We start from the raw sequence: 14,642 nt of genomic DNA, 5'->3' as shown, positions 1-14,642 counted from the left end.
GTTTTTCTCGCAGGCTAGCGTTACGCCTGAACAGAGAGGTCTTGCATCATGGCAACCCAACATTCCCGATCCGTTGCTCGCCTGATGATGGCGCCCGCAGTTGTCCTGCTGCTTGGCTGGATGCTCGTCCCTCTGACCATGACCCTGTATTTCTCGTTCAAGAAGTATCTGCCACTGCGTGGCGGAGATCTGGGCTGGGTTGGGTTCGACAACTATGTTCGCTTCGTCTCGTCCAGTTCTTTCTGGCCTGCCGTACAAGCGACGCTGGTGATCGTGGGCGGAGTGCTGGTGATCACGGTTATACTGGGTGTTTTGTTAGCCATGCTGCTGGATCAGCCGATGTGGGGCCAAGGTGTTGTACGCATCCTCGTCATCGCGCCGTTCTTCGTCATGCCGACAGTTTCTGCTCTGGTCTGGAAGAACATGTTCATGGATCCGGTGAACGGTTTGCTGGCCCATCTATGGCGTTTCTTTGGAGCTGAACCGATCTCATGGTTGTCAGAAGCTTCGATGATGTCGATCATTATCATCGTATCCTGGCAGTGGCTGCCCTTTGCGACCTTGATCCTGCTGACCGCCATCCAGTCTCTGGACAGTGAACAGTTGGAAGCCGCTGAAATGGACGGTGCGCCACCACTGAAGCGCTTCTACCACATCATTCTGCCGCATCTCAGCCGCGCGATCACCATCGTGATCCTGATCCAGACAATCTTCCTTCTGTCGATCTTCGCCGAGATCTTTGTGACCACCGGCGGCGCATTCGGCACCCGTACACTCACCTACCTGATCTTCCAGCGCGTTTTGGAAAGCCAGAATGTCGGCCTTGGATCAGCCGGAGGTGTCTACGCAATCATCCTTGCCAATATCGTTGCGATCTTCCTGATGCGCATCGTCGGCAAGAACCTGGACGCGTGAGGAGGTAAGACCATGGCCCGCGCTGTCACAACCCGCCGCAAATCGCTGAACACCGTCCTCGCCTGGGCCGTTGGTCTGCTGATCTTCTTCCCGATCCTTTGGACGATCCTCACCAGTTTCAAGACCGAGGCGCAGGCCATCGCCAGCCCGCCCCTGTTCCTGAATTTCAACTGGACGCTGGAGAACTATGCCATTGTGCAGGAGCGCTCGGACTATATGCGGTTCCTGTGGAACTCGGTGATCATCGCGGGGGGCTCGACTGTTCTGGGCGTGATCATCGCGGTGCCCGCCGCCTGGGCGATGGCCTTTGTGCCCTCCAAGCGGACCAAGGACATCCTGCTGTGGATGCTGTCCACCAAGATGCTGCCCGCTGTGGGCGTGCTCTACCCGATCTATCTGCTGTTCATCCAACTGGGGCTGCTCGACACGCGCGGCGGGCTGGTCGTCGTGCTGATGCTGATCAACCTGCCGATCATCGTCTGGATGCTTTACACCTATTTCCGCGAAATTCCTGGTGAAATTCTGGAAGCCGCGCGGATGGACGGTGCGACGCTGAAAGAGGAAATCCTATACGTTCTGACCCCGATGGCCGTTCCCGGCATCGCCTCGACCGTCCTGCTGAACTTCATCCTGGCGTGGAACGAGGCGTTCTGGACCCTCAACCTGACCGCAGTCGATGCGGCACCGCTAACCGCCTTTATCGCCAGCTATTCCAGCCCCGAGGGCCTGTTCTTTGCCAAGCTCAGCGCGGCATCGACAATGGCGATCGCTCCAATTCTGATCCTTGGCTGGTTCAGCCAGAAACAACTTGTCCGCGGCCTGACCTTCGGCGCTGTGAAATAAGGAAGACACTTCATGGGACGCATTCAACTCAAGTCCGTGACTAAAAGCTTCGGCGATGTAGAGGTCATTCCACCACTAGACCTGACAATTCAGGATGGCGAGTTCACCGTCTTTGTCGGCCCATCAGGTTGTGGGAAATCCACACTATTGCGCCTGATTGCAGGGCTGGAGGATATCACTTCAGGATCGATCGAGATCGACGGGGCAGACGCCACAGATGTACCGCCCGCAAAGCGCGGGCTTGCGATGGTATTCCAATCCTATGCACTTTATCCGCACATGACGGTCCGCAAGAACATCGCCTTTCCACTGCGTATGGCGAAGCTGGATCAGTCCGAAATCGACAAACGGGTCGAAGGTGCGGCGCAGGTCTTGAACTTGAGCGATTATCTGGATCGAAGACCCGGTCAACTATCTGGTGGTCAGCGCCAGCGTGTGGCCATCGGTCGAGCTATTGTGCGCGAGCCAGCCGCGTTCCTGTTTGACGAACCGCTGTCAAACCTTGATGCGGCTTTGCGGGTTGGGATGCGATTGGAAATCAGCGAGCTACATGAACGTCTGGCGACCACCATGATCTACGTCACCCACGATCAGGTTGAAGCCATGACCATGGCTGACAAGATTGTGGTGCTGCAGGCCGGCGTAATTGAACAGGTTGGCACTCCGCTGGAACTGTATCGTACACCCCGGAACCTGTTTGTCGCCGGATTTATAGGGTCGCCAAAAATGAACTTTATCGAGGGTGAAGAGGCCGCGAAACATGGCGCCCATACTATCGGTGTGCGACCCGAGCATATAGCGGTCTCTGACAGTGAGGGGACATGGTCCGGCGTCGTTGGTGTATCGGAACACCTCGGGTCAGACACGTTCTTCCATATCCATGAAACTGGTCTGGCCGATACGATCACCGTCCGCGCAGATGGCGAGGTTGGGTTCCGCCACGGGGACCGCATTCATCTGACACCACGTACAGATGTAATCCACCGGTTTGACGCGAAAGGCTTGCGGATCGAATGACACGTCTGACAGGCAAAACCGCCCTGATCACCGGGGCCGCGCGAGGCATCGGGTTGGCCTTTGCCAAAGCCTATGTGGCCGAGGGCGCACGTGTCGCCATCGCCGATATCGACATCCAGCGCGCACAGGATGCGACCGCCGAGATTGGTAAGGCTGCTATCGCCATCGAGATAGACGTGACCAAGCAGCAGAGCATAGACGAAGCTATCGCAAATACCGTCAGCCGTTTCGGTAACATCGACATTCTTATCAACAACGCAGCCATCTTCACTGCTGCACCAATCGTTGAGATTGATCGGGCCGACTACAACCGTGTGTTTGACATCAACGTCGCTGGCACGTTGTTCACGATGCAGGCCGTCGCTCGCCACATGATCGAACACGGAACCAAAGGCCGGATCATCAATATGGCCTCGCAGGCTGGACGAAGGGGCGAACCTTTGGTCGCTGTATACTGCGCCAGTAAGGCCGCAATCATATCCCTGACTCAATCGGCAGGCCTGAATTTGATTTCTCATGGGATCAACGTGAATGCGATTGCCCCGGGCGTTGTTGATGGCGAGCACTGGGACGGCGTTGATGCGTTCTTCGCCAAACACGAAGGCAAACCACTCGGACAGAAAAAACGGGAAGTGGCGGCAGCCGTCCCCTACGGTCGAATGGGCCGCGCCGAGGATCTGACCGGGATGGCGGTTTTTCTGGCTTCTGATGATGCCAAATACATCGTCGCGCAAACTTACAATGTCGATGGCGGAAATTGGATGAGCTGATGGGTCCTGTGGCGAACTCAAAATCTCCGGTTCGGCTGCGGCGCGATAGTATTTCAGACCTGCCGCAGACTGTAAGGACTCCGACCTATGTGTCCTCAGACTTGTCACCCGGTATTGTCCATATCGGAGTTGGCAATTTTCACCGCGCGCATCAGGCTTGGTATCTACACCAACTGATGCAGCAGGGTCAGGCCCATGATTGGGCGATCATCGGGGCAGGTGTACGAGCCTATGACGCCGAGATGCGAGAGAGGTTGCTTGAGCAGGATTGTCTGACAACACTGATCGAACTGGATCCAAATGGGATATCCGCTGAGGTGATTGGTTCGATGACAGACTATCTGCCGATAGAGGAGGACAACGCCACGTTGATCCTCAGGATGGCCGATCCATCCATCCGAATTGTTTCACTAACCGTAACCGAGGGCGGATATTATCTGGATGCCAACACAGGCGCTATCAACTTAGCTCATGATGATATCCGTCATGACGCGGAAAACCCTAACCAGTCTCGCACAGTGTTTGGTGCTATTGTTGCAGCGCTTAGGCAGCGTCAGGCGAATGGGGCGAAACCGTTTACTGCTCTGAGCTGTGATAATCTTCAGGGCAACGGGGAGATTCTGCGAAACTGCGTTGTTGGGTTAGCACGTATCTCAGACCATGAACTGGCTGATTGGATTGACCAGAACGGAGCCTTCCCCAACTCGATGGTAGATTGCATTGTGCCCGCAACGACTGATCAAGTGGTCTCGCAATGTGATGCAATTGGCATCGATGACCGTGCCCCGGTCTCGCACGAGAACTTTCGCCAATGGGTGATTGAGGATGATTTCTGTGCTGGGCGGCCGCAGCTCGAAAAGGTTGGAGTAACCCTGACCGACGATGTTCACAGCTATGAGACTATGAAACTGCGCATTTTGAATGGGGGTCACCAACTGCTCGCCAATGTCGGGGAAATTCTGAATGTTCCGACGATTGCAGACTGTATGCAGGATCAGGATATCGTAGCATTTTTCAGGAAAGTTCAGGCCGAAGAAATATTGCCTCATGTCGAAGCCGTCCCCGGAACCTCAGCTGAGCAGTACCTTGGGTTGGTTGAGAGGCGATTTGCAAACACAGCGATTCACGACACAACCCGCAGGGTCGCGTTCGACGGATCCGCGCGTCATCCAGGGTTTCTTGTTCCGTCGCTGCGCGATGCACTTGAGGCGGGTTCTTCGGTAAAAGGGCTCGCGTTGGCCGAAGCTTTTTGGTGCCGGATGTGTGCGGGTGTTCGTGAAGATGGTTCTGAAATCGCTCCCAACGATCCCCAATGGGAGAGCTTGCAAAAAGCAGCGTTGGCATCGAAAGCTGACCCAGAGCTTTGGCTCGAGCAGCGCCGGTATTACGGAGACTTTTGCCGCAGTGCACAGTTTTCCGCTGCCTTTGCGTCCTGGCTGACCGCAATATGGCAGAATGGCAGCAGGGCGGTCATCGCTGATTATGCCACTAACGGCACCAATTCACGCTAATCGAATATGCAAAACGCGATCAATCACGTAGTCATCCAACGTATTCGACCGTATTCGACAATCAGAACAATAAAGTACACGGCCCACAACCAATGCGCTTGTAGTAGGCCTTTGCATACCGACCTCTGAGCTTGTTCTCAGCGCTACAAGCACCTGACACGCGAACAGCCGCCATTCGCACCGTGAGCAATGACCATTGGGGACCAAACAACAAAGTCTCATAACAACGCGAGCGTTTCTGTCCGATACAATTTAGCCAAGGCCACATCAGAGTTGCCTCCGTTTGCTTTTACCAGCCTCAAACCGCTACTGGAACTTCCTGGGGCGATCCTCTTAATTTCTGGCAATTGCGAGGATCGCCCCAGGAACTTTCCTTCGTGCAAATCTCTCAGGCTTCGCTCTTGGGTTTGCGGCGACCAAAATTCGAAGTGTTCCGAGCGACCACCAACCAATTGTCATTGAGATACGATCTGTTGCGTGTGGCGGGCCAAGTTCATGGCGGTGGAAAACTCAGCAGATCAGGTCTATTCTTTGGGTATTATGAAAATCGCGCGCGCTCGTGATGGATAAGGCCCGGCAGCGCCAAGTGCGAAGCAGTCAATCTATGAGAGACCGGCAAAAACATGGCGCTTGAGGACCCCTTCACAGACCTCATAATAGAAACGCAACGAACTGGGTTTTATAAAGGATATAGCTTGCCGATTGCATTGGTGAGCAAGTTTTCGGTTTCGCTGCTGGTGCTTTGGGCACTGGTGTGGCCATTGTCAGCAAACGATACATTGCGATCGTGGAAGTCCGGCTTGCTGGCCGAATTCAACACCTTCTACAACCTTTCGGTCGGCCTGTTTGTAGTTTTCCTTTTACTTGTCGCGCTCATTCCTGCAACCGGGCGAAAGCGGCTCGGGGCCGAAGGAGATATGCCCGAATTCTCGAACTTCTCCTGGTTTTCAATGATGTTTGGTGCGGGTCTTGGCGTGGGTCTTATGGTTTATGCAACCGCTGAACCGCTTGGGCTGTGGGGAACCAATCCATTGACTGTATCCGGGTCAGTCACACCCAAGAGCGAAGAGGCGATTGAAGGAGCTTACCGCTACACGTTTTTGCACACCGGTTTTCACGCATGGGCAATATATGTGGTCACCGGTTTGAGCCTTGCCTACTACGCCTATACCCGCGGAATGCCTCTGACTATCCGCACCGCACTGACTCCGTTGCTCGGAGAGTATTCCAACGGTTTTGCAGGTCATGTGATCGATATACTCGGCGTCGTGGCGACGATACTCGGCGTGGCAGTAACCATCGGCTATGGCGTTTCGCAACTGGTGGACGGAGCCTTTCTGATTACCGGCGCAAGTTGGCTCGTGGAAAATCCGCTAACTACAATGAAACCCTCGACTGCCGGCCTGATCACGGCGTTGTTGGTGGTCATGATGATGTCGACACTATCTGCCGTCTCTGGCGTGGGGCGCGGTGTCAAATACCTGTCGAATATTAACCTCTTGTTGTCTTTGGTTTTGTTGGCCGTATTCATTGTTTTTGGCTCATTTGGATTTGCCGCAACAACCTACGCTTCGGCTCTGGTCGACTACATCAAAAACTTCTTCTCTATGAGCTTTCAAGCCTACCGTCCGATTTCGGAGGTCGAGTTTGCATCAGTATTACCGGCTGAGGCGGCCCCATTTGTCGGAGAGTTATTCGCTGGTGCCACAGATGCCTGGGGAACGAAGGCAGCCTTTCTTGAAGGTCTGAGCAACGATGCCGCTGCTCTTTCCGACGCGGCCAAAGCTGCGGCTTACGACGCGGGCACGCAAGGACGATTGTTTGAATGGCAAGCCGGATGGACAACTTTTTATTGGGCTTGGTGGATCGCGTTTTCACCCTTCGTGGGTCTTTTTCTGGCGCGTATCTCTAAGGGCCGAACAGTGCGCGAGTTCATTTTTGGCGCGGTCATTGCGCCGTCGCTGGTTTGCTTCGCATGGATGGCCATTCTGGGCGGTGCCGCCATCGATATGGAGCTAAATGGGGATGCGAATGGGGCAATCCTTGCCGCATCGACGACATCGACACTGTTTGTCACGCTGGGTGAAATGATCTCGGGCAACTTTCTCACGATCATGAGTGTCATGTGTGTGCTGTTGACAATGACATTCCTGGTTACGTCAGCCGACTCTGGCATCCTTGTGATGAACACGATCATGTCCGGTGGGTCTGAAGACACCGGCTTGCTTCATCGTATTATCTGGGGCGTTCTTCTGACCCTTGTCATTGGAACTTTGCTTATTGCGGGTGGCGGCGGACTAGAGGCTTTGACCAATTCGATGATCATTGGCGCGCTACCGTTCAGCGTTGTGTTGCTGCTCATGTGCGTCTCTCTGGCCAAAGCGATGATCAACGACCTGCGTCGGCTGAACCACGAGGCGCAATCAGAGGGGTCGACGGGCTCATAATAGCCCGTGGTTAGTCCTTGATATTTCCGGCTGCGTTCATCCAAGGATCGAGCGGGTTTCAAAGTGTTTTGGAAACATTGACTGCAGTACAAACAGGCAGATTTTCAAAGCCTCCTCAGGTTTGAAAATCTCAGAGTGCAAATGGTAGTCGGTCCAGAGCCCTTCAAGCAGGGCAATCAATGCGTCTGTTGCAAGTTTAGCGTCGACGTCCTCGTATTCACCGTCGCGCTTTATTTGCTCCAACAGCTTCAGGATCACCGTGCGGAAGCGTTTATCTCGCGAGTCGATAAATGGAAATATGTGGGGGTTCGATAGCGCTTCGGCCCGGAACGAAAACCAGATAGCAACGTCCCGCGCATTTAGGACCAACGGGTCGAAATCAGACTTTAAGATAGAAATAAGCTTCTCAGCAGGGCCCAACTCTGGATTATCTGCGATTGCCTTCCACTGTCCCGCATAGCGCGCCGATAGCTCCTCTGCTACCGCAAGCAGCAGCTTCTCTTTCGAGCCAAAGTGCAGGTTCACCATTCCCCGCGACAACCCTGACAGCTCCTGGATTCTTGCCGAAGTCGTCCCTCGAATTCCGTATTTATGGATGGCGTCTGCTGCCGCCTGGATCAGCTGCTTTCGGTTCTGCAGCTTGCTCAGATCTCGGGCATTGGTTGGGATATTGGGCTCGGCAGAAATGTCAGTTTCCTTTGGTGATGTACTTGCCTTTTGCTTTTCGCATCTAGCGAAGCAGAAGTTCAAGGATTGACATTGAATGAATGTTTGTTCATTTTGTGATTTGTGTTACATTGTGGTGCCGTATGACCCTTTTGAACTCGGACTTTCAGTCTGTACGTGACTGGGACAACAGACATTTCCTGCATCCATGGGAGGGGATGTCGTACCTAGGCCAAAATGAACGAACCTTTGCCGAAAGCGGTCTTGGTATCTACGTCGTGACGGAGGACGGCAATCGCCTGATAGATGGACCAGCTGGCATGTGGTGCGTTCAATTGGGTTATGGAAACACAGAGATTGCCGATGCGATGGCCCAGCAGGCGACGGAGATGGCGTATTTCTCGCCCTTCAACAACGCCAACTCGGCACCAGCTCGGCTAGCACATGAGATTGCGAAAAGAACACCGGGTGACCTGAACCATGTGTTTTTCACAACTGGCGGCTCAACGGCAGTGGATAGCGCGTTAAGGTTTGTGCAGTTCCGCAATAACGTGCTGGGAAAACCTGAAAAGAAAATCGTGATCTCACGCCAAAAAGCGTATCACGGTTCAACGTTTCTAGCCGCCTCGGTATCTGGCAAAGAGCGCGACAAAGGGTGGTTGGATCAGGCAAGCCATCTGGTGCGATTCCTGCCGAACGTAAACCCGTATATACGCAATCCAACTCAGACGGTTGATGACTTTCTGAACGAGAAAGTTGCTGATCTCGAGAACATGATCCTGCAGACCGGGGCAGACAAGGTCGCTGCTTTCATCGCCGAACCAATCCTGTGTTCGGGTGGGGTCATCGTACCTCCGAAAGGTTATCACCAGCGTTGCCTTGAAATCTGCCGGAAGTATGATGTCCTGTATATCTCAGACGAGGTCGTGACCGGATTTGGGCGACTTGGACATTGGTTCGCATCTGAAGATGTCTTTGGAATTCAACCCGATATCATCACCTGCGCCAAGGGGATGACGTCTGGCTATGTCCCCATGGGGGCCTGTATTATCTCTGACCGACTGATTGCAGATGTGAGCGGAGAAAACGCACAGGACGCTACGTTTTCAAACGGTTTCACTTATTCAGGCCACCCAGTAAGCGCAGCTGCAGGTTTGAAGACCATCGAAATCATGGAGCGTGACGGCGTTCTGGAGCATGTCCGCGCGATCACGCCACTGTTCGAAGAGCGTCTTCAAGCTCTGTCAAACTTACCGCTGGTCGGCGACGTCCGTGGTATGGGTCTGGTTGGCTGCGTTGAGTGTGTTGCGGACGCCCAGGCGGATAACCTTTTGGATCTGGATAAATCCGTTGGCGCATTAATTGACCGGCATTGTCAGGAGAACGGGCTGATCTTGCGGCCAATCATCAACATGTGTGTGTTTTCTCCGCCGCTGATCATCAAGGAAGCCGAGTTGAATCAGATGTTTGACATCCTTGAAAAAGGCATCCGGCTGGCAACCGAAGACCTGACGCGCCAAGGCGCATTCAGAAACTAGAGACGTTGTCGAAGCCGCTTCGCAACCTTGTTCGTTGCGAAGCCTTTCCTTTGCACAGCAACTTTTAACCAGCGCGCATTGCCTCACGGGACAATTTGATCGGGAACCTGGACCGAACCTCTTCATCCACCTTGCTGCCAAAGTAATTCGGATAGTGATTGGATAGGATATCATCCACAACGGACCGGCTCCGCTCGAACATGTCCTGACGACCGGCCTTCTCCCAAGTATCTGTCAATTCACGGTCCATCAGGGCCGGATAAACATACTCGGTTTCCATGTATTCCAGGGTCTGCGCGTTGCCGAGGAAATGGCCTGGATCGATTGCGCATTCATGGATGACGTCAACAGACAGCGTGTCGTCACTCACTTCGATCCCGCGAAGCGTTCGTGAAATCATACCGGCGGCCTCGTTGTCGATGACCATGGACTCGAAGCTACAGCCCATCAGGCTGCCAAGCATCCCGCCAAATTCGCAAAGCCGGTTGGCCCCTGCATGAGCCGCCAAAGCGAAAGTTAACGCCTTTTCCAGACCATACTGTGCATCAGGTATCTTGGAATCCGTCATGCCGCATCCGACACTAGTCGGCAGATTGTAAAAATTGCCCATCTGGATCGCCGCCGCCGAGATCAACGCCTGCTCACCACTGCCACCTGTAAATGAACCAGTGCGCAGGTCAGTAATAAATGGCCAGGCCGCAAAGACAACCGGAGTCCCCGGATTGATCAGGTTGGCGATGGCCACGCATGACAGGGTCTCGGCCACAGCTTGCGCCAGAGTACCAGCCAACGGCGCAGGCGATGTCGCCCCGGCCTGCGGCGGAACGGCCAGATCGCAGACAAGGCCCATCTTTGCCGTATCAATCAGAATTTCCAGATTTTCGCGCCCGAACCGAAGCGGGGAGACGATGGGACAGCCACCAAAAATCACAGAGGGCTTTTCAAGGAACTTGCCCTCCCCACCCGATGCCAGATCGAATAGATGAATAGCGTCTTTAATGTGCTCACGCGTGCGGAATGTCAGACAGGATGGTTTCTCACTGCCCGCAAGAATGGCATAGAGCATGCTCATGTCATGCTCGTAGTCCTGAGGCACATCCGTTGCCAGAACCGTATCACCGGTCATGTGAATGTTGTCGAGCCGGTCAACCAGACGGGTGAAATCGTAGATGTCCTTGAGGGTTGATGGTCGGTAACTGCGCGTTTCCGCGTCGAACGTTGTCACTGCCGTGCCGGAGTTTGCGTAATACACCTTGTCCTTGGTGCAGTGCATGTCGTCCTTACCAGCTCGCGATCCGCGTGCATGGACATAGAATTCGCTGGCGGACTTGGCCAACAGGTCTTCCATCAATGCCCGAGGAAAGCACAACCTGCCATGCTCGTTCACCGTCGCCCCTTTGGGCAGCACGAGTTCAAGAACTTCCGGCGTGGGATCCCCTACCCCAGTACGTTCCAAAATGTTGAGGGCCGCCTCGTGAATGCGCGACATGTCCGCGTCTGAAAGTGGCCTGTATCGCCCACCAGAAATGCCCGGCCAGATTGCTTGCGAGGCGGCGTTACTGTTCCGCACTGCGGCTCGTGCTTCGCGCCCGCCCCCGCGCCGTCGTGATCTGCGCTGAGTTAACTCTGTCATGATTAGTCTCCGAATTCTGAGCGTGTCAGATCATGCTGAAATAGTTGCGATAGAAACCGGGAATGCTCCATTCCATCTCGGACAGCGGTCCCGGGACGAAATGGTATGAATTCACGCCTTCCTGATTGTGCCGGATGATCCGTTCGTCATCGAGCGATGTGACATGCCAGAGCCATGTCAGGGCCTCCTTATCGTAATCTCGACCCTCTTCCGCGTCGCCGCGCACATACCAAACGATCTGAATATCTGTTTCTTGCAGGGCGCGTGGGACGAACCGATACCCAACCACGTGATCTGCGTAGACGAGGAAATAGTTGAGCGTCCCGATCCCCAAATCGGTGGCGCCGCCATCGTGACCTTTCAGTTCACCCAATGGCGGTGACAAGGGTGCGCCATCCTTGCTGCCGGTCAAATAGCCGGGGAACAACGGGTAGCGCCGCCAATAGACATCTGCGCCTGGTGCAACCGCGTTTTCTCCAGTCAGGTCCAGCTCCTCAGAAGGTATTCCAGCTTCCTCCATCCGCTCATGAAGCGCACCGCTGAACTCCAGAACCTGCGCAGGGTCTTTCAGAGAATGGCTACGCGAATAATCCTGATGGGACGGCGCGCAGTGATAGCATTCCAGATAATTCTCCAGCGCCAGTTTCCAGTTTGCGGGAACAGGATAAGAGGCCTCATGAGCAATCTTCAGGTTTTCAAAGTCGAACGGTTTTGAAAGCGGAGCCAGCCTCTCCAAGGCAGTATTCAGCGGCGGGGCATTTTCAGCCACGCAAACAAAAATCAGGCCCTGAAAGATCTTTACCTGAACTGGGAACAAACCGTACTGGCCTGGGTCAAAATCCGGCCCCATTGACCGCCCGTTTCGCAGTTTGCCGTTCAGGTCAAAGGTCCACGCGTGATAAGGGCAGATGAAATTGCGCGCCTTGCCTTTCTGTTCAATGCAAACCCGCGATCCCCGGTGACGGCAAACGTTCAGATGCGCGCGCACCTCGCCCTCACGATCCCGAACGATAATCACGGATTCGGGCCCGTAGTCGAACAGGAAATAATCACCGGGTTCAGCGACCTGGCTGACATGACCGACCCAGATCCAGTTGCGGTTCCAGAACGTACTGATATCGTTTTCGTATACCGCCTGCGACGTATAGAAATGACGCGGTAAGGCGAACCCCTCCCGCTGCGCATCCATCAAGTCGCGCATTACTTGCAAGTCATCTTTTGGCATAGCGCACCTCACACAGGTTCAAGGGAAACGAGTTCCCGGCGGAAAAATTCGCGGTCGATATCACCCGCATCGCGTTCGAAATTCCGGGCAGCCATGTGACCCGAATATACAGCGTCCGCAATCAAGCCGGGGTTTGCGGCATCCCCGATCAATTCCAAGGTAGTCAGCGGGTTGTCGGCCAAGCTTCGCAGCTCATCATAAAGGCTGGTTTCGCGTGCTCGCTGTGTCACCAACACGACAGAGCCGCATTCAATGATCTGTTCTCGTCCCGTGTAGGCACATTGTACGGTCGCCTGACCCGGCGCGCCGTTGTCCAAGGTATGAGACAGGACCAGTTGAACGCCCCTTTCCAGAAGACTGCGTTGCACTCGGGCTTGTTCCAACGTCAGTTCTGTAAACGGTGAAACCATTGAGGCTGGGGTTACAAAGACGACCTCACGCCCAGCCTGAGCCAAATGGTCCGCCAGCACTCCGCCGAGATAAGCCTGATCATCATCGTAAACCAAAATCGAACCTTCCCCTGGCATTCCCCCTGACATGATGTCGTCTGGAGTAAATATCTGAGACCCAGAACCAACTGATATGCCCTGAAACGCAGACTTCCCGCGGCCATCTCGCCGCCACGATGAACCAGTTGCTACAAAGACATTCGGAATGCCCAGCTCGACAACCTCGTTTGCTGACAAACGGCTGTCGGTGAATAGCTGCACGTTCCCGCGTTGTTGAAGGTCATAAACCCTATGGTCTATCACGCGTTTCCACGCGGATAGCCCGGTCAGGCTGGATTCTTGCAACACACGCCCGCCAAGCTCTTGCTTAGTTTCCGCCAGAGTTACCTCATATCCCCGGCGCGCCAGTTGCATGGCGCATTCAAGCCCCGCGGGACCACTGCCAACAACAAGCGCAGTTTCCTCTTTCCCCCTTCTTTCTATGATCTCAGGATGCCATTTCCGGCGCCACTCTTCGCCCATCGTCGGGTTTTGGGTACACCGGATGGGGACGCCGAGAGAGTCGGATGAAACGCAGATATTGCAGCCGATGCACTCGCGGATTTCTTCGATGCGACCTTCCTTGATTTTGTTGGGAAGAAACGGGTCAGCAATGGATGGTCGCGCCGCGCCGATAAAATCAAGAATGCCTTTCTTGACCAATGACACCATCAAATCCGGAGAGGTAAGGCGCCCGACGCCCACCACTGGCTTGGAAGTCACCTGTTTGACGAATTCGATGTATGAGGTTTGAAATCCGTCTCGAGGTTCAAAACGAGTCGTTGCGGAGTCATTGCTCCAATCCGCGACGTTTACATCCCAGAGATCTGGCAGTTCTGCCAGCAGTTCGACAACAGCACGACCTTCTTCCTGCGCCTGCATCCCATCGGACCCGAGCATTTCATCAACCGCGAAACGGAGGGCTATGGCGCAATCGTCCCCAACCTCTTCTTTGGTCTCTTCCAGCAGTTCTCGTGTTAGCCGCACTCGGTTCTCTAACGAGCCGCCGTATTCATCAGTCCGGTCATTGAACTGCGGCAGCAGAAAGTGGTGCGGAAGGGTCATGTGATGGCCGGCATAGACATACACAATGTCAAAACCCGCCTCCCGTGATCGTCGTGCTGCCGCGCGGTGCCACTTACGGAACTCGCGAATATCAGACTTGTCCATCGCCCGAGCCTGTTTGGGATATGCGGTCTGCAGGGCGAGTTCTGATGGTGCCAACAGGGGCGCCCGGCTCAGGTGGTTTTGGGCATGATGACCATTATGCGCCAGTTCAATCGCCGCCAATGACCCTTTTTCGTGTACTGCTTCGGTCATCAGACGCAGCGCCGGAACATCCCGCTCATCCCAGATCCGGTTTTCAGCGTAAGGGGACAGATCAGACGTAGGGTGAATCTCCGTCTCTTGATTGGACACAACAGCCCAACCGCCTTCGGCCTTCATCGCCCGCATGGCCGCTTCGGCCTGAGGTCGTAAATGCCCCAAACCGTTGCAGTGGGGAACCTGATAGAACCGGTTTCGGGCCGTCACTGGCCCGATCTGAACCGGTTCGAAGAGAACAGAGTATCCGTCAGCGCCTGACATTG

Annotated in this window: 11 protein-coding genes; 7 read left to right on the top strand and 4 right to left on the bottom strand. The window is 54.6% G+C overall.

Going from position 1 to position 14,642, the window contains the following annotated elements; translation table 11 throughout:
• Positions 1-48 precede the first annotated feature (48 nt).
• The 6 genes from E1297_RS45885 to E1297_RS45860 all read left to right on the top strand — a co-directional run bounded on the left by E1297_RS45885 (position 49) and on the right by E1297_RS45860 (position 7,503).
• A complete protein-coding gene (locus E1297_RS45885; protein ID WP_155150389.1) occupies positions 49-915 on the top strand; it encodes a carbohydrate ABC transporter permease in 867 nt (288 codons plus the stop codon).
• A 12-nt stretch (positions 916-927) separates the two neighbouring features.
• Positions 928-1,758 carry a carbohydrate ABC transporter permease gene (locus E1297_RS45880; RefSeq protein WP_155150387.1) on the top strand — a complete coding sequence of 277 codons (831 nt, stop codon included), beginning with the start codon at positions 928-930 and terminating at the stop codon, positions 1,756-1,758.
• Positions 1,759-1,770: 12 nt separating this feature from the next.
• Positions 1,771-2,775 carry an ABC transporter ATP-binding protein gene (locus E1297_RS45875; RefSeq protein WP_155150385.1) on the top strand — a complete coding sequence of 335 codons (1,005 nt, stop codon included), beginning with the start codon at positions 1,771-1,773 and terminating at the stop codon, positions 2,773-2,775.
• Positions 2,772-3,545, top strand: a complete 774-nt coding sequence (locus tag E1297_RS45870) for an L-iditol 2-dehydrogenase (RefSeq protein WP_155150383.1) — start codon at positions 2,772-2,774, stop codon at positions 3,543-3,545. Before E1297_RS45875 ends, E1297_RS45870 begins: the two co-directional genes overlap by 4 nt.
• Entirely contained in the window at positions 3,545-5,056 is a 1,512-nt protein-coding gene (locus E1297_RS45865; protein ID WP_155150380.1) for a mannitol dehydrogenase family protein, read from the top strand. Before E1297_RS45870 ends, E1297_RS45865 begins: the two co-directional genes overlap by 1 nt.
• A gap of 695 nt (positions 5,057-5,751) precedes the next feature.
• Positions 5,752-7,503 (top strand): BCCT family transporter, encoded by a 1,752-nt coding sequence (locus tag E1297_RS45860; protein ID WP_209016390.1) that lies wholly within the window; start codon positions 5,752-5,754, stop codon positions 7,501-7,503.
• 36 nt (positions 7,504-7,539) lie between these two features.
• Here E1297_RS45860 and E1297_RS45855 read toward each other — a convergent pair whose 3' ends face one another.
• On the bottom strand, positions 7,540-8,253 hold the full coding sequence (locus E1297_RS45855; RefSeq protein ID WP_209016389.1) for a TetR/AcrR family transcriptional regulator: 714 nt from the start codon (positions 8,251-8,253) through the stop codon (positions 7,540-7,542).
• Positions 8,254-8,312: 59 nt separating this feature from the next.
• Here E1297_RS45855 and E1297_RS45850 point away from each other — a divergent pair, with 59 nt between their 5' ends.
• The gene (locus E1297_RS45850; RefSeq protein WP_155150375.1) at positions 8,313-9,707 is read left to right on the top strand and encodes an aminotransferase; all 1,395 of its coding nucleotides are present in this window, start codon (positions 8,313-8,315) and stop codon (positions 9,705-9,707) included.
• 64 nt (positions 9,708-9,771) lie between these two features.
• Here the strand turns inward: E1297_RS45850 and E1297_RS45845 are convergent, their stop codons facing one another.
• The 3 genes from E1297_RS45845 to E1297_RS45835 are packed head-to-tail and all read right to left on the bottom strand — an operon-like array spanning position 9,772 to position 14,640.
• Positions 9,772-11,340 carry a trimethylamine methyltransferase family protein gene (locus E1297_RS45845; RefSeq protein ID WP_155150373.1) on the bottom strand — a complete coding sequence of 523 codons (1,569 nt, stop codon included), beginning with the start codon at positions 11,338-11,340 and terminating at the stop codon, positions 9,772-9,774.
• 25 nt (positions 11,341-11,365) lie between these two features.
• The gene (locus tag E1297_RS45840; RefSeq protein ID WP_155150371.1) at positions 11,366-12,565 is read right to left on the bottom strand and encodes an SRPBCC family protein; all 1,200 of its coding nucleotides are present in this window, start codon (positions 12,563-12,565) and stop codon (positions 11,366-11,368) included.
• Positions 12,566-12,573: 8 nt separating this feature from the next.
• Positions 12,574-14,640 (bottom strand): FAD-dependent oxidoreductase, encoded by a 2,067-nt coding sequence (locus E1297_RS45835; RefSeq protein ID WP_155150369.1) that lies wholly within the window; start codon positions 14,638-14,640, stop codon positions 12,574-12,576.
• Positions 14,641-14,642: the final 2 nt, after the last annotated feature.

The sequence above is a fragment of the Roseibium sp. RKSG952 genome (assembly GCF_009711355.1).
Note: the sequence above shows the minus strand (reverse complement) of the source record. Positions and strands in the feature narration are given on the sequence as shown.